15 protein-coding genes are annotated in these 14721 nt (G+C 71.8%); 2 read left to right on the top strand and 13 right to left on the bottom strand.

What is annotated here, in order from left to right; genetic code table 11:
• Positions 1–92: 92 nt before the first annotated feature.
• The 12 genes from AB0G59_RS02620 to AB0G59_RS02565 all read right to left on the bottom strand — a co-directional run bounded on the left by AB0G59_RS02620 (position 93) and on the right by AB0G59_RS02565 (position 12412).
• Positions 93–311, bottom strand: coding sequence for a hypothetical protein (locus AB0G59_RS02620; protein ID WP_360907184.1), 219 nt, complete (start codon positions 309–311; stop codon positions 93–95).
• Positions 312–690: 379 nt separating this feature from the next.
• Complete coding sequence (locus tag AB0G59_RS02615) at positions 691–2340, bottom strand: AMP-binding protein (RefSeq protein ID WP_360907182.1); 1650 nt, start codon at positions 2338–2340, stop codon at positions 691–693.
• Positions 2341–2356: 16 nt separating this feature from the next.
• Positions 2357–2956, bottom strand: a complete 600-nt coding sequence (locus tag AB0G59_RS02610; protein ID WP_360907180.1) for a TIGR00730 family Rossman fold protein — start codon at positions 2954–2956, stop codon at positions 2357–2359.
• Positions 2957–3087: 131 nt separating this feature from the next.
• Complete coding sequence (gene thyX, locus AB0G59_RS02605; protein ID WP_360907178.1) at positions 3088–3852, bottom strand: FAD-dependent thymidylate synthase; 765 nt, start codon at positions 3850–3852, stop codon at positions 3088–3090.
• On the bottom strand, positions 3849–4850 hold the full coding sequence (locus AB0G59_RS02600) for a DMT family transporter (RefSeq protein WP_360907176.1): 1002 nt from the start codon (positions 4848–4850) through the stop codon (positions 3849–3851). The genes thyX and AB0G59_RS02600 overlap by 4 nt, the downstream gene beginning before the upstream one ends.
• Positions 4847–5899, bottom strand: coding sequence for a 2OG-Fe(II) oxygenase family protein (locus AB0G59_RS02595; RefSeq protein ID WP_360907174.1), 1053 nt, complete (start codon positions 5897–5899; stop codon positions 4847–4849). Before AB0G59_RS02595 ends, AB0G59_RS02600 begins: the two co-directional genes overlap by 4 nt.
• 79 nt (positions 5900–5978) lie before the next feature.
• Entirely contained in the window at positions 5979–6737 is a 759-nt protein-coding gene (locus tag AB0G59_RS02590; RefSeq protein WP_360907568.1) for an enoyl-CoA hydratase-related protein, read from the bottom strand.
• Between the two features lie 77 nt (positions 6738–6814).
• Positions 6815–7552: an SDR family NAD(P)-dependent oxidoreductase gene (locus tag AB0G59_RS02585; protein ID WP_360907172.1), complete on the bottom strand. Its 738-nt coding sequence runs from the start codon at positions 7550–7552 to the stop codon at positions 6815–6817.
• A 40-nt stretch (positions 7553–7592) separates the two neighbouring features.
• Positions 7593–8576, bottom strand: coding sequence for a ketoacyl-ACP synthase III (locus tag AB0G59_RS02580; RefSeq protein WP_360907170.1), 984 nt, complete (start codon positions 8574–8576; stop codon positions 7593–7595).
• Between the two features lie 15 nt (positions 8577–8591).
• On the bottom strand, positions 8592–9551 hold the full coding sequence (locus AB0G59_RS02575; RefSeq protein WP_360907168.1) for a ketoacyl-ACP synthase III family protein: 960 nt from the start codon (positions 9549–9551) through the stop codon (positions 8592–8594).
• Between the two features lie 745 nt (positions 9552–10296).
• On the bottom strand, positions 10297–10956 hold the full coding sequence (locus AB0G59_RS02570) for a ScbR family autoregulator-binding transcription factor (protein WP_360907166.1): 660 nt from the start codon (positions 10954–10956) through the stop codon (positions 10297–10299).
• A 223-nt stretch (positions 10957–11179) separates the two neighbouring features.
• Entirely contained in the window at positions 11180–12412 is a 1233-nt protein-coding gene (locus AB0G59_RS02565; RefSeq protein WP_360907164.1) for an MFS transporter, read from the bottom strand.
• Between the two features lie 153 nt (positions 12413–12565).
• On the opposite strand from AB0G59_RS02565, the gene AB0G59_RS02560 reads away from it, so the two are divergent.
• Positions 12566–13102 (top strand): PadR family transcriptional regulator, encoded by a 537-nt coding sequence (locus AB0G59_RS02560; RefSeq protein ID WP_360907566.1) that lies wholly within the window; start codon positions 12566–12568, stop codon positions 13100–13102.
• A 28-nt stretch (positions 13103–13130) separates the two neighbouring features.
• Entirely contained in the window at positions 13131–13580 is a 450-nt protein-coding gene (locus AB0G59_RS02555; RefSeq protein ID WP_360907564.1) for a PPOX class F420-dependent oxidoreductase, read from the top strand.
• Between the two features lie 37 nt (positions 13581–13617).
• Here the strand turns inward: AB0G59_RS02555 and AB0G59_RS02550 are convergent, their stop codons facing one another.
• Positions 13618–14424: an MgtC/SapB family protein gene (locus AB0G59_RS02550; RefSeq protein WP_360907162.1), complete on the bottom strand. Its 807-nt coding sequence runs from the start codon at positions 14422–14424 to the stop codon at positions 13618–13620.
• Positions 14425–14721: the final 297 nt, after the last annotated feature.

The following is a 14721-nucleotide window of genomic DNA, read 5'->3' as shown; positions in this document are numbered from 1 at the left end:
GGCGGAGAATTCCGGGCAGCCGTGAACCCCGGAACCGGGATGGGGAGTTCCGGGGTTCCGGGGTTCACGGGGTACGGATATCCCGCCCGGGCTCAGAGACCCGCGACGCCGGCCCGCACGCCGACGATGCCCTCGACCTGGCCGACGACGCCGGGGACGGCCTGGACCGTCTGCAGGCCGGTCACGGTGCCCAGCACGTTGTGGACGTCGCCGGTCACGGCGCCGAGGAGGCCACCGGAAATGCTCACACCGCCGGAAACGGCGTCCAGCTCGGCGTCGGCGATCTCACGGGTCTCGAGGTTGTCACGCATTTTTTGCGCACCCTTCATTCGTCTGAATATTTCTCAATGAGCACCTCAGCGACCCGGCCTTAATCGACCACCGTTCTTAGGACCGCTGCGGTGCGCAGATATAAGCACGCGAACAGGTGGCACGGCCAACCGTGTTGACGCCCGACGGCGAGCAGGAGGGGGCGACTATCCGATTCCTATACCCAACCATCACAACTTCTTCACAGGATCGAGTAACAGATGCGAGGGGTCCGCGACGCTCACGGAACATAGACGGACACACGTTGATCAAGTGCACTGGGCATAACCGGCATACCGAGGAGCGGCGGGGGCTCGTACCGCCGGTCACACCCACATGTGAAGATTTATTGAAGCGACGTCAGGTAGCCGGTCCGCCACGCTACGTGGCGACCAGCTCCCGCTCGCGCTCATGGCGGAGCTGCTTCCGCTTCACCTTCCCGCTCTCCGTCCGGGGCAGGGCCTGCCGGAAGTGCACGGCGCGGGGGTAGAGGTGGGCGGCGAGGCGGTGCTTGACGTGCAGGCGCAGGGCCGTGGCCAGGTCGTCGCCGGGGGCCGAGGAGGGGGTGAGGACGACGAACGCCTCCAGCACCTCCCCGCGCAGGGCGTCGTCGACGGCGGTGACGGCGGCCTCGGCGACGGCCGGGTGTTCCAGGAGGGCGTTCTCCACGTCCACCGGGCCGATGCGGTAGCCGGCCATGATGATGACGTCGTCGTCACGGCCCGCGAAGGCGAACCGGCCCCGGTCGTCGGCGCTCGCCAGGTCGCCGGTGAGGAACCACCGGCCGTCCGGGCTGAACCGGCCGGAGGTCCGCGGCCGGCCGCCGAGGTAGTGGGTGAACCACATCAGGGGGCTGCGCGGCACGTCGACGGCGAGGCAGCCGACCGTGCCGGCGGGCAGCGGCCGGTGCGTGCTCTCGTCGATCACGGCCAAGGTCCAGCCGGGGAGGGCCGGGCCCATGCGGCCGGGGGCGGGGGCCGCACGGTGGCCGGGGTGCCAGGCGGTGCCGAGGACCATGCCGAGTTCGGTCTGGCCGTAGTGGTCGTGGACGGTCGCGCCCAGGTGCTCCTCCGCCCAGCGGGGCAGGTCCGGGTTCAGGGGTTCGCCGGCGGCCGAGCAGCAGCGCAGGGCCTGCGGGCGCGTCCAGGGGCGGTCGTGATTGCGCAGGGCGCGGTAGACGGTGGGCGCGGCCGCGAAGTTGGTGACCTTCAGCTCGGCGAGGACGCGCAGGGTCAGGGCGGCGTCGAACCCGGACGCGAGGAGCAGCGTGTGCCGGCCCAGGGCCAGCGGTCCGATGACGGCCTGGTAGAGGCCGTACCCCCAGCCGGGGTCGCTCATGTTCCAGAACACGTCGTCGGCGCGGTGGTCCAGCGCGTAGTGCTGGTAGGAGACGAAGGCCGCGAGGGCCCGGGCCGGGATGGGGACCGCCTTGGGCGCGCCCGTGGTGCCGGAGGTGTAGAGGGTGATGAAGGCGGCGTCGCTCGCCCGCCGGATGCGGGCCGGCGCGGGTGCGGCGGCGCCCTCGGCCTCCAGCGCGCGCAGCGTCGGTGCGGTGCCCGCGGCCGTGCCCCCGTCGCCGTTGACGACCACGGTCCAGGGCGTCGCGCCGGCGTCGTCGCGCAGCGGGTCCACCTTGGCCAGCAGGCCGGCGTCGACGACGAGGGCCTCGGCGGTGCCGGTACGGGCGGCGATGGCCCGGTCCGCGAAGGCGGTGAAGAGGGGGACGTGGACGGCGCCGAGCCGCCAGAGGGCCAGCAGCACCACGACGAGTTCGGCGGACTTGCCCATCAGGGTGGCCACCTGGTCCCCCGGGCCGACGCCCAGGCCGGCGAGGCCGCCGGCCAGGTGCCGGGAACGGTCGGCGAGTTCGCCGTAGGTGACGCTCTCCACGCGCAGTCGCTCCCCGTCCGGGCGGACGACGCTCAGCGCCCGGCGGTCGCGCGGGTGGCGGTCGCAGAGCAGGCCGGCGATGTCCACGACGGTGTCGGAGTCCTGGCAGAGGAGCTGTTCGATGAGGGCTTCGGCTTCCATGGCGGGCTCTCCTTCCTCAGCCGGCGGCGGTCAGGGCGGCGGGGACGGCGGTGGGCCGCTGCCAGCGCGGCGGCGGCGGGGTCCAGCGGTCCATCAGCTCGAGCAGTTCGTCGGCGTCCCGCACCGGCAGCAGCGAGGCGCTCTCCCGCGGGCTCATGAAGCCGTAGTGGGCGGCCTTCGTCGCGAGGGAGAGCAGACGGCTCCAGTAGTTCTCGGTGTTCAGGAGGGTGACGGGCTTGCCGTGGTGGCCGAGGACGAGCGCGGCCCAGACCTCGAAGGTCTCCTCCAGCGTTCCCACGCCGCCGGGCATCGCGACGAAGCAGTCGCCCAGCGTCTCCATCATGTGCTTGCGTTCCTGCATCGTGTCGACGATGTGGAGTTCGGTCAGCGAGGTGTGGGCCACCTCCGCATCGGCCAGGGACGTCGGGATCACTCCGATGACCTTGCCGCCCGCCGCGAGGGCCGCGTCGGCGACCACTCCCATGAGGCCGACGCTTCCGCCGCCGTAGACGATGTCCGCCCCGGCCTGGGCCAGTCTGCGGGCGAAGGCGGCCGCCTCCTGGGCGAAGGCCGGACGGTTGCCTGACGACGATCCCGCATAAATGGTGACGCGCACGTGGAATCCAACCTGTCTGGGTGAGGGAGAGGAAGGGCCGGGAGAGACAAGAGAGAAGAGGAGGAGGGGCGCCGGCCGGGCGGCGGTAGGGGGAGCCGCGGCCCGGCCGGCTGTCGGGGGGCGTGCGGGTGTTACGGGCTGACGCGCCCGTACGACTCGAACGCCGCGTGGGTGAGGGGCATCAGACGGGCGAACTCGGCCTCCATGCCCTCGGCCACCAGCTCGATCTCCCGCTGCGGGGAGGACGGGTAGGCGGAGTCGGGGCGGTTGGTGCGCAGGCCGAGGAAGTGCATGAGGGCACGGGCGTTGCAGGTGGCGTACACCGAGGAGTACGTGGCGACCGGGAGCACCATGCGGGCGATCTCACGGGCGATGCCGGAGTCCAGCATCCGGCTGTACTCGCGGTAGGCGGAGAGGTAGACCTCGCTCGCCGAGGTGACGACGTCCTCCAAGTCGCCCGGGCCGCCGGGCACGTACTGGTAGTGGCCGGGCTTGCCCTCCTGGCGCAGCAGGCGCTGCTCGTCGGGGACGTAGAAGACGGGCTCCAGCTCGCGGTAGCGGGCGCTCTCCTCGTTGAAGGACCAGGTGCGGTGCCGCATCATGTGCCGGACCGTGAAGATGGGGGCGCTGATGAGGAACGTCATGTAGTTGTGCTCGAAGGGGCTGCCGTGGCGGCAGCGCATCAGGTACTTGATCAGGCCCTCGGTGTAGCCGTCGCCCTTGTCCTCGCGCTGGGCGCGCTCGCCGGCGGTGGAGACCCGGGCCGCACGGACCACGCTGAGGTCGCTGGCGCTGTGGTCCACGAGCTCGACGGTGATGTCGCTGCGCAGCTCGATGTCCGGGCGCCCGGCGAGGGCGGTGCCGGCCGTGGTCTCTTCACTGATCTGGAGGGTCATGTCAGCTGCCTTTCGGGAAGAGGGGTGTGCGGATCGTCCTGGCGCACGGCGGGCGGCCGGGCGGCGAGGACGGCGGCGAGGACGATCGCCGCGGAGGACAGAAGCGTGGTGGTGCCCGTCCGCCCGCCGCCGTCGGCGGCGAGGTCCAGGGCGAGGGACCCGAGGGTCTGTCCGCCGGTCATGGCCAGGCCCATGACCAGCACGCCGGTGTGGCGCACCAGGAGCACCGAGACCATCACGAAGACCACGCCCAGCAGACCGCCGCTGTAGAGCAGGGCGTCGTGCGGCCAGTGCGTCGGTGCTCCCGACACGGCGAGGTCGACGACCAGGGCGGCCGCGACGACGAGGACGCCGAGGAGGAAGTTCAGCGCCACGGACGGATAGGGGCTGCCGGCCACGGCGTTGAGCCTGCCGTTGACGGCCATCTGCCAGGACAGGCCGATGCCCGCGGCGAACGGGAGCAGGGCCAGCCAGAGGGTGCGGGCGGTGAGGGAGCCCAGGAGCGGGACGGTCACGGCGGCCAGGGCCAGTGCGGCTCCGGCCAGGCGGCGGGCGTCGGCCCTGGTGGCCGGGCCGGGGCCGATGCCGCGGTGGTCGACCCACAGCCCGCTCAGGCTCTGGCCCGCCACCAGGGCGATCGTGTAGAGGGCCGCGCCCAGCGCGGTGGTGCTCGTCGCCTGGGACAGCACCACCACTCCCCCGACGATGCCGCCGAGGAAGTGCCAGGGCCGCAGGCCCGGCCCCGGGGTGCCGCGGTGGGCGAGCCTGGCGGTGCCGCGGCGGAATCCCGGCAGGAAGGGGCAGAAGAGCGCCAGCACCGCGAAGCTGAGGCCGTCGGAGACGGCGGCCGCCGCCACGGGGTCGTGGACCGCCTCGCCCAGCCGGCCGTTGATCCAGGCCTGCAGGGCCAGCACCGCCCCCGCCGCGGTGGCGGAGCCGATCGCCCATGCCCTGGGCCGGGCGCGTGCCCCGGCCCGCTGGGCCGGGCCGGCGCTCATATCCCGTACGCGGCGCTGAGCTTGCCGGTGAGATAGGCCCCGGAGGTGGTGGCCGGGTGGCGCGGCGGGTTGCCCGGCCCCGTACAGGTGGGGATGCATTCGATGGGGGCGTCGTAGTTGGGCTGGAGGAAGAACGGCACGGAATAGCGCTCGCGCAGGGCCACGTCGCGCGGCGGGTTGACCACGCGGTGGACGGTGCTCACCCAGCGGTTGTTGGTCCAGAAGGCCATGAGGTCGCCGATGTTGATGACGAACGTTCCGGCGATGGCCGGCACGTCCACCCACCGGCCGTCCTTGTCGAGGACCTGGAGTCCGCCGGGGGCGCCGTCCTGGTACAGGATGGTGAGGCTTCCCCAGTCGCTGTGGACCCCCTTGCGCAGCTGTCCGGGCTCCGGCAGGTGCTGCTGGCCGGGGTAGTAGTTGGCCGTCAGGTTGGTCATGTGCCGGTCGATCTTGTCGTCGAACCAGGTCTCGGGGAGGTCCAGGGCCAGCGCGAAGAGGCGCATGAGCTCCTGGGCCAGCTCCTCCATGACCGCGTAGTAGGCGGTGTAGGCGTCCTGGAAGCCCGGCAGGTCGGGCCATTTGTTGGGCAGGCTCAGCAGGGCGGGCGCGTCGGCGGGGAGGCCGGTGGCGCCGGGGTCGCCGAGCCGGTTGTAGGTGTAGGTCTCGGACAGGTCGGCGAGCCGGCGGGCCTGCTCGGGGTCCGCTCCGGCGTTGGCCGCGGCCAGGTTGCCCTTGCGGCCGAAGCCCCGCATCAGCGGGTCGTCCCGGTCGGCGAGGAGGCGCTGCTTGTGCTCGTCGGGGAGGGCGAAGAAGGCCCGGGTGGCCTCGTAGGCGTCGCGGATGGCCGTCTGGGGCACCCCGTGCCCGGTGATGGCCATGAAGCCGCTGTTCTCACAGACGTCTCCGATGGTCCGGGCGACCTGGAGGCGGCCGTCGCGGTCGCCCTGGCGGGCGCCGGAGATGTCGATGACGGGGACGTACCCGTCGACCAGGGTGATGGGCCTGGTCTCCGTCGCCGCGGGCCGCGGCGGTGTGCTCGTCGTCACCTCTTGGCTCCTTGTTCCTTGGTGTCCTGGGGGTTCCCGCCGGCGGCGGGCGCGTCCTCGCGGGCCGTGGTGGGCGGGGTCACCGGCCGGTGAACTCGGCGCGGCCGGGCCCGTTCTCGAGGAAGCCCCGCATGCCGGCGGTCCGGTCGTCGGTGGCGAACAGCGCGGAGAACAGCCGCGTCTCCAGGACGAGTCCCGTTCCCAGGTCGCTCGTACCGCCCTGGTCGACGGCCTGTTTGATGGCCGCGAGGGCGACCGCGGGGCCCTTGGCCAGGGCCGTGGCCCGGGCGACGGCCGTCTCCAGCACCTGGGCGTCCGTGACGACCTCGTCGGCCAGGCCGATGGACCGGGCCTCGGCCGCGCTGACGACCCGGCCGGTCATCATCAGGTCCTTGGCGACGGCGGGCCCGACCAGGCGCGGCAGCCGCTGGGTGCCGCCCGCTCCGGGCATGACGCCCAGCAGCACCTCCGGCAGCCCCAGCCGGGCGCCCCGGCCGCAGATCCGGTGGTCCGCGGTGAGGGCCAGTTCGCATCCGCCGCCCAGGGCCGGGCCGTTGACGGCCGCGATCACCGGTTTGGGGATGGCGGCCACGGCGTTGAACGCGGCCTGCAGCAGGGGGGCGTGGCGCGACATGGCCAGGTGGGACATGCCGGCCATCTCGCGGATGTCGGCGCCGGCGGAGAACGCCCGCGGACCGCCGGAAAGGACGACCGCCCGGATGTCGTCGCGCTCCGCGGCCTCGTCGGCGGCGCGGTGCAGCTGTGCCTGCATGTCACGGTCGAGGATGTTGAGCGGGGGCCGGTCGAGCCTGATGACGGCCACCGCGCCGGGCAGCAGCTCGAGCCGGACCTCGGCGGCGGAGGAGTCGGTCCGCTCCTGCGCGGACCCGGCGCCGGCCGGGTGCTGGTCTGCGATCACGCCCACAGCAGGCCTCCGTTGACCTCGAGCACATGTCCGTTGACGTAGGAGCTCGCCTCGGAGGCCAGGAAGACCGCGGCGTCCGCGACCTCCTCGGCACGCCCGGCCCGGCCGAGGGCGAAGCGGGTGCGGTAGGCCTCCCAGGCCTTGTCGTTGTTCTTGAGGTCCTGGCCCATGCCCGCGTCGATGATCCCGGGGGCGAGGGCGTTGACCAGGATGCCCTGGCGGGCGAGTTCGATGGCCGAGACCTTGGTGAACATCTCGATGGCGGCCTTGGTCGCGCAGTAGCCGGCGGCGCCCACGGCGACCCGCGTGGCCATGCTGGAGGAGACGTTGATGATCCGGCCGCCGCGCTCGCGCAGCACCGGAACCGCCGCCTGGGTGGTGAGGAAGGTGCCGGTGAGGTTGGTGTCGATCATCTCCTGCCACTGCTCCTCCGGCAGCCGCTCGATGCGGCCGTCGCGGCTGACCCCGGCGTTGGCGACGACCACGTCGACCCCGCCGAAGTGCTCGTGGGCCGAGGTCATCAGGGTGCGCAGCGAGTCGGCGCGGGTGACGTCCACGATCTCCAGGCGGGCCCGGTCCGGGTGGCGGTCCAGCACCTCCTTGAAGTCGTACGGGCTCCTCGCCGCGGCGACGACGTTGGCGCCCTCGTCCAGGTAGCGCTCCGCGATGGCGCGCCCGAGGCCACGGGTGCCTCCGGTGATCACTGCTGTTCGTCCAGCGAGTCGCACGCTGGTCTCCTTCCGGTGGATCGGCGGGTCGGGGACGCGGTCAGTACCAGGTGACGACGGCGGCGCCGGCGGTCATGCCGCCGCCCACGGCGGCCAGCAGCACGTGCTCCCCTCGCTCGAACGGGCGGCGGCCGTGCTCGTGGTGGAGGGTGAGCGGGATGGAGGCGGCCGCGGTGTTGCCCAGGAAGGGGGCGGTGAGGGGGACCCGGGCGGGGTCGATGCCCATCTCGCGGACGCAGGCTTCGATGAGCCGGGTGTTGGCCTGGTGGAAGACGAAGCGCCCGATGTCCTCGAGCCGCAGTCCGCTCCCGGCGAGGGCCTCGGAGATGACCTTGGGGAAGGTGCGCATCGCGTAGTCGCGCACCTCGCGGCCCCGCATGCGGAAGAGGTGCTCGCCGCGCTCGCGGGCCCCGGCGTCCAGCGGCTGCCGGGTGCCGCCCGCCACGACCTCGACATACTCGCGGTGGGCGCCGTCGGCGGTCAGGTGGACGTGGCGGATGCCGTATCCCTCGGGTACGGGTCCCAGGACCACGGCCCCGGCTCCGTCGCCGAAGAGACTGACCGTCCGCCGGTCGGTCCGGTCCATCATGGTGGAGTAGATGTCGGCGCCCACGACCAGCGCGGTGCGTCCGGGTGACCGGGTGGTGAGCAGGGAGTCGGCGATGGACAGGCCGTAGAGGAAGCCCGAGCAGACGGCGTTGACGTCGAAGGCGGGCACGCCCGGCAGGCCGAGCCGGTCCTGGAGGACGGCGGCGGTGGAGGGCTGCGGCTGGTCGGGCGTGGAGGTGGCCACGACGATGTGCTGCAGCTGCTGTGCGAGCTGGGGCAGTCCGTCCAGGGCGCGGGCGGCCGCCCGGTGGGCGATCTCCGAGGTGGTGGTCCCCGGGGCGCAGTAGCGCCGTTCCAGGACGCCGGTGCGTTCGGTCACCCAGGCGGCGTCGGCGCCGGTCCACTGGGCTATGCGGTCGTTGTCGATGACGGTCTCGGGCAGGTACGTGCCGAGGGACAGCAGTCCGGTGTTCACTCTCTCGCCTTCTCGCTAGTCGGTGCCGGGTGCCTGCACCAGGGCGCACACCCAGGTGAAGCCGCCGCCCGCGCCGATGAGGACGGCCATCTCGCCGGGGGCGAGGATCTGCCGGGTGTACAGCTCGTCGAGGTCGGCTCCCCAGTCGCTGCAGCCGAGGTGGCCGGTGCGGTCGTCGAAGCGCAGCTGCTCGCACTTGAGGACGTCCTCGAGGACGGGCAGGTACTGGGCGTCGAGGGTGCGCGCGCCGACGCGGGGCAGGACGAGGCAGCGCAGGCGCGGGTCGTCGGGTTCGACGAGGGCGTCGCGCAGGGTGTTCGTCAGGACGGTGCGGATGCGTTCGCGGGCGATCGCGTCGAAGACGCCCTTGCCCATGTCCGCGGTGGCCTGGCGGGCGGCGGTCACGGCGTCGACGGGCGAGCCGGCCTCCAGGGGTGCGGCGGCGAGGGGGGCGTGGCCGCGCAGGACGACTTCCATCTCGACGGCGGAGACGGTGTTCAGCGCCGGCAGGATGAACGCGTCGTCCCCCGCGGTGGACCGGTGCAGCAGGATCGCGGCGGCGGCGTCGCCGAGCCCCATGGACGGATAGGAGTTCCATCGGTCGATGCCGGGGCGCACGAAGCGGTCGGAGGAGGTGACCAGGGCCTTGGAGACGCCGGGGTCCGCCCGCAGCCGCAGGGCCGCGTCGTAGAGGGCGAGCGCCCCGCCGTCGCAGCCCTGGTGGATGGCCAGGGGCAGGCACGAGGTGGCGCCGAGCCGGTGGGCGATGTAGTGCGGGGGCGACCAGAGTTCGTGGCCCTGGTAGTAGAGCCAGGTGTGGATCAGCAGGTCGATGTCGTTCGACTGCCATCCGGAGCGTTCAAGTGCAGTGCGTGCGGCCAGCACGGCCATGTCGGGTGCCGGGACGTTCGAGACCGGCAGGGCGCTGATGCCCGCACGTGACGCGGAGCCCTCGTCCAGGCGGCCGTCATCCATCGCCTGAGCAGCGGTTTCGCTGGTTTCGGGGAACCAGGAACCGACCGCTCTGATGCGTAAGTCGTTGCCGAACCTCACGGTGTCGCTCCTCTTCGACCGGCCGCACCGCAGCGGCGTCCGGCGCGCCTGGGCCAGGGCGCCGGATGGCCGGGGTGGGGGGTGAGCTGGGATGTGGGGCAGTCGTCGCGGTGACGCTTCCTCAATCACCGCTGTATCGCGGGGGGATGCACGTCCTCAGTGCCGGTTCCGTGTCGCTTCCGTGGATCCGGCCGCCGCCAGACCCCAACTAAGACCAAACCGATCGTCCTTGTCAACAGACATAGATCGATTCGATGCATGGCCCGGTTTGCCCATGTTTCATCCAGCCGGAGGCGGAGCACCCACCGGAGCGATCCACCCGAATATGGACATACGGGCAGCGCGGGAGGGGGACGTTCGGGGATCACCAAGACCCAGCAAAGAATCTGGGCGGCAAGCCAGACCGCGTGGTACGAATATCTGGCTGCTACATACAAGTTCTGGGAGGGACGACCATGTCGGCAACGGGGGAAGTCACTGAAGGCGCCGCGAAAGAAGGGGAGTTACCGCCCCGCGCGCCCTGGGTCGCATCGGCGGACGAGACCGCGATTCCGCGCCCTCTCGCCCACCGCAGACCCAACTCTGCATTGTTTACGCAGAGTTGGCGTGCCAGAAGCAGCAACTCCCCTGGTTCGAGCGCCCGAAGGCGCCCGCCCGTGCCTGCCGGTCAGACCGGTCGCGCGACGGCGACACCCCCGCAGTGCAGGGCCCTGGCGTACGCCCGGAAGTGGGCGAGCTTGCGCGGGTGCACGGCGCACGGAAGCAGCGCCTCCCACATCTCGCCCAGCTGCGGGGCCAGTTCGGTGCCCAGCGCCTGGGACAGCACCCGTACCCCGGTGTAGGAGCTGACGAAGACCCTGGCGAGGAAGTCCGGCTGGACGTCCGCGCGCAGCTCCCGCTGGTCACGGGCCCGCTCCAGCAGGCCGGTGATGACGCCGACCCAGTCCCCGTAGATCCCGGGGACCGGGTCCCGGTACGTCGCGTTCTCGAAGGTGAGCCGGATGCCGGCACGCACCACCACATTGACGCGCAGGAGCTCGGCCAGGTCCCGCGACAACTGCAGCATCAGCTCCAGACCCGAGCCCTGGGCGCCCGCCAGCACCTCGGCCTCCGCCGTCCAGAGCCGGTGCTGCTCCTCCACCACCGCGTACGCCAGCTCTTCCTTGCCCGCGAAGTGGAAGTACATCGCCCCCTTCGACGACGCCGCGTGCTCCAGGATGTCGCTCACGCTGGTGGCGCCGTAGCCGTAGCGATCGAAGAGCTCCGCGGCCGCCAGGATCAGCGCCTGGCGCGTCTGCTCGGACCGGAACTGCTTCGGCTTCGCCACAGGTTCTCCTCGGGGGTTGGTCCAAAACTCATACCGAACGGTCTCATTCTTCATCAGCAGGGGGCCTGTTCAGAAGAGTCCGGCGCCGCGGACCCGTGCGAATCGGTCAACCGTGAGGGGACCGTGGCCCCGGCCGGAAACACGAGCCGGCCGGCCGGCGTCTGCCGACCGGCCGGGGAAGCGGGCCTGCGCGGAGCGGGGGTCCCCACGCGGGCCCGCGGTCTCAGATGGCCGCGGTGTCGCGGCTCCGGCGCCGGCCGAGGGCCACCAGCGTGCCGGCGAGGGCGACGACCACCACCCCGGCCCCGATCCAGGCCAGCGAGGTGACGTCCGTCCCGGAGTCCAGGAACTGCGAACCCGACCAGGAGCCCGCGGCGTTGCCGAGGTTGAAGGCCGAGGTGTTGGCCGCCAGGGCCAGTGCGGAGCCACCGCCCGCCGCACCCAGCACCCAGGACTGCAGGGGCGGGACGAGGGCGCCGGACGCCAGGCCGATCAGGAAGACCGTGACCGGCACGACGACCTTGGACTCGGCCGTGAAGGAGAGCAGCAGCAACGTGGCCGCCAGCAGGACCAGCATGCTCGCGAGGGTGCCGCGCAGGGTGCGGTCGGCCAGCTTGCCGCCCAGGGCGTTGCCCACGAACCCGCCGAATCCGAAGACGAAGAGCAGGATGGTGGCGACGCCCGCGCCGAAGCCGGTCACGTTCTGCAGGAGCGGCGAGATGTAGCTGTAGAGCAGGAACCAGCCCGCCTGCGAGACGGCGGTGACCGCCAGGGCCCACAGCACCTGCGGGCGGCGCAGGATGCCCAGTTCACTGCGCATGGACTCGCTCTCGCCGCGGTCCAGGTGGCCGGGGACCAGGAAGGAAAGGGCCACGAATCCCAGCACCGCGGCGCCGGCGACGCACCAGAACGTGGCGCGCCAGCCCCACTGTTCACCGATCGCGGTGCCGATCGGGCCGCCCAGCACGGTGGCCAGACCGAGACCGCCGGCCACCCAGGCGATGGCGGACGCCCGGCGGTCCGGGGGCGAGAGGCGCACGGCGATGAGGATGCACACCGCCGCGAAGGTGCTGTGGGTCAGCGCCCCCAGGGTGCGGGCGCCCATGAGCAGGGAGAACGAGGGGGCGAGGGCGCCCAGGACGTTCGCCGCCGCGAAGACCGACAGCAGGACGAGCGCGAGGAGTTTGGGTGCGACGCGCGAGGTCGCGACGGTCACGAGCGGACCGCCGATCGCGACCGCGATCGCATAGGCGCTCAGCAGCTGGCCCGCACTGGCCACCGAGACGTTCAGGTCGTCCGAGACGTTGAGCAGCAGGCCGATCAGGGCGAACTCGGCCGAGCACAGGGCGAACACCGAGAGCGAGAGCGCGGCCAGCGCCGCGACGGGGAACGTCGCGGGTGCCGACGGCGGGGCGGCTAACTGCTCCCGGCTCGCGCTCTCGGCGGTTTGTGGCATGGATGAGGCCGACAAGGCTGTACCTCCTTGCCCGGATCCGCGGATGGAAGACACGCAGCAGGCCAGGCATCGTCATCTATGTATGTCGTATACGCCATGAGTCGTATCGACCTATGCCCAACTCTAGCCCTATGCTGTCCGACCATGTCAAGCATGTTGGACCTCGCCACCCTCGGCTTCCTCTACGAAGAACCGCTGCACGGCTACGAGCTGCGCACCCGCATCGCCCGGCTGACCGGCCACGTACGCGCCATCAGCCACGGCACCCTGTATCCCGCGATCAAACGCATGGAGAAGGCCGGCCTGCTCGTACGGGAGTCACAGCCCGGCGCGGCGGCCGCGCCCCGGCACATGCTGAGCCTGACCGACCAGGGCCGGCAGACCCTGCTGGAGCTGCTCCGCAAGCCCGACGACCCGTTCATCACCGACGAGAACCGCTGGTTCACCCTCCTCGCCTTCCTGCGCCACCTTCCGGACCCCGGGGCGCAGGCGGACGTGCTGCGCCGGCGCCTGACCTTCCTTCAGGAGCCGAGCAGCTTCTTCTACAGCGGGGACCGCCCCCTGAGCAGCAAGGACGTCGACGACCCGTTCCGGCGCGGCGTCCTCACCATCGCGAGGGCCACCTCGGAGGCCGAACTCGCCTGGCTGCACGAGACCATCGCGGACCTGGCGGACCTGAGCGCCCGCTAGGCGGAAGGGAGACACCCCCGTGCGATCCATGACCGAGGGCGAGTGGCGCGCGTTCGTCCTCTCCGGCTCCCGGACCGGCAAGCTGGCGACCACCCGCAAGGACGGCCGTCCGCACGTCACCCCGGTGTGGTTCCTCCTCGACGACACCGATGGCGCCGACGGCGACACCGACGGCGCCGTTCAGGTCGTCTTCACCACCTGGCACGAGTCGCTCAAGTACCGGGCGCTGCGCCGCGAGCCGCGCTTCGCCCTGTGCGTGGACGACCAGGAACCGCCCTACAGCTACGTCACCCTGGAGTGCACGGCCCGTTTCACCGACGACCCGGACGAGCTGCGCGCCTGGGCCACCCGCATCGGCGGGCGGTACATGGGGGCCGAGCGGGCCGCGGCGTACGGCGAGCGCAACTCCGTGGCCGGCGAGTACCTGGTCCGCGCCACCGTGGACCGGGTCATCGCCTTCCGCGGCATCGCCGACTGACCCCGTCGCCGGGCGACGGCGACGGGGTCGGCGGGGCTCACCGCCCCGTGAACAGATTCCGCACCCGGCGCCGGCCCCGGCGGCGGCCCGAGTCGTAGTCGTCGTCCGGGTCGCCGTTGTCGTCGTCCGGGGCGTGCAGCACGGTCCAGCCGACGGCGGAGACGGCGGGCTCCAGCGAGAGCCTGCTGACGGCCTCCTCCAGGAGGCTGTCGTCGCGGCGCTCGGTGGTGAGCTCGGCCGACACCGTCACCTTGCCGGCGGTCTCCGCGTCGCGGCTGTCCACCGAGCGCAGCCGGAAGCCGGGGCGGGTGACGGCCTGGACGACCAGGGTGCGGACGTGGGCCTCCTCGGGCTCGGTGCACACCACCTCGAAGTGGTAGTCGGTGGAGACCTCCGCCCCGCCGTGCGGTCCGCGGTCCAGGCCCCGGGCCAGCGGGCGCAGCAGGGTGTTGGCGCCGACCACCCCGACCGTGCCGAGCGCGGCGATCACATACAGGCCGGTTCCGGCGAGGGCGCCGACGGCGGCCGAACACCACAGGGTCGCGGCGGTGTTCAGGCCCCGTACGCTCAGTCCGTCGCGCATGATGACGCCCGCGCCGAGGAAGCCGATGCCGGAGACGATCTGAGCGGCGACGCGCGAGCCGTCGTAGCCGGCCGAGCTGGTGGCGTCGGCGAAGCCGTAGGTCGACAGCAGGACGAAGAGGGCGGAGCCGGCGGCCACGAGCGCGTTGGTGCGCAGGCCCGCCATCCGGGCCCGCCACTGTCGCTCCAGCCCGATGATCGCGCCGAAGCCGAGGCCCGCCCCGATGTTGGCCGCCATGTGCCACTCGTTGACCACCGCCATGCCGCACCGCCTTCCTTTTTGCGCACCATGTGCCCTGATGCGTCTCGCCCGCATGACCGGGCAATGGGGTCGTAAAGCCTACGGACGCAGACGCTCCGGTTTTATGGTCCCGATCCGGAAGTTCCTCTTCCTAGATCACTTAACGCCACCCACCGCCCTTTTCAGCCAAGTCGGCTTAAAGATCTTGTGTCTTTAAGCCAGCTTTATGAGACTGCTACGTACACCTGTACGAGACTTTCCAACTCCTCGCCCTACCGGGATGTTTGTGCCGCTCATGGCTGTGTTCGCGATCGATGA

The organism is Streptomyces sp. NPDC021096, from assembly GCF_040641275.1.
GTDB lineage: Bacteria > Actinomycetota > Actinomycetes > Streptomycetales > Streptomycetaceae > Streptomyces.
The sequence above is the reverse complement of the archived record's forward strand: the minus strand, read 5'-3'. Positions and strand labels throughout refer to the sequence as shown.

What these genes read in the sequence shown, in the direction of transcription:
- AB0G59_RS02620 (WP_360907184.1), bottom strand. Translation starts at nt 311, where the DNA reads ATGCGTGACAACCTCGAGACCCGTGAGATCGCCGACGCCGAGCTGGAC.
- AB0G59_RS02555 (WP_360907564.1), top strand. Translation starts at nt 13,131, where the DNA reads ATGACCGAGGGCGAGTGGCGCGCGTTCGTCCTCTCCGGCTCCCGGACC.
- AB0G59_RS02550 (WP_360907162.1), bottom strand. Translation starts at nt 14,424, where the DNA reads ATGGCGGTGGTCAACGAGTGGCACATGGCGGCCAACATCGGGGCGGGC.
- AB0G59_RS02560 (WP_360907566.1), top strand. Translation starts at nt 12,566, where the DNA reads ATGTTGGACCTCGCCACCCTCGGCTTCCTCTACGAAGAACCGCTGCAC.
- AB0G59_RS02615 (WP_360907182.1), bottom strand. Translation starts at nt 2,340, where the DNA reads ATGGAAGCCGAAGCCCTCATCGAACAGCTCCTCTGCCAGGACTCCGAC.
- AB0G59_RS02565 (WP_360907164.1), bottom strand. Translation starts at nt 12,412, where the DNA reads ATGCCACAAACCGCCGAGAGCGCGAGCCGGGAGCAGTTAGCCGCCCCG.
- thyX (WP_360907178.1), bottom strand. Translation starts at nt 3,852, where the DNA reads ATGACCCTCCAGATCAGTGAAGAGACCACGGCCGGCACCGCCCTCGCC.
- AB0G59_RS02600 (WP_360907176.1), bottom strand. Translation starts at nt 4,850, where the DNA reads ATGAGCGCCGGCCCGGCCCAGCGGGCCGGGGCACGCGCCCGGCCCAGG.
- AB0G59_RS02575 (WP_360907168.1), bottom strand. Translation starts at nt 9,551, where the DNA reads ATGGATGACGGCCGCCTGGACGAGGGCTCCGCGTCACGTGCGGGCATC.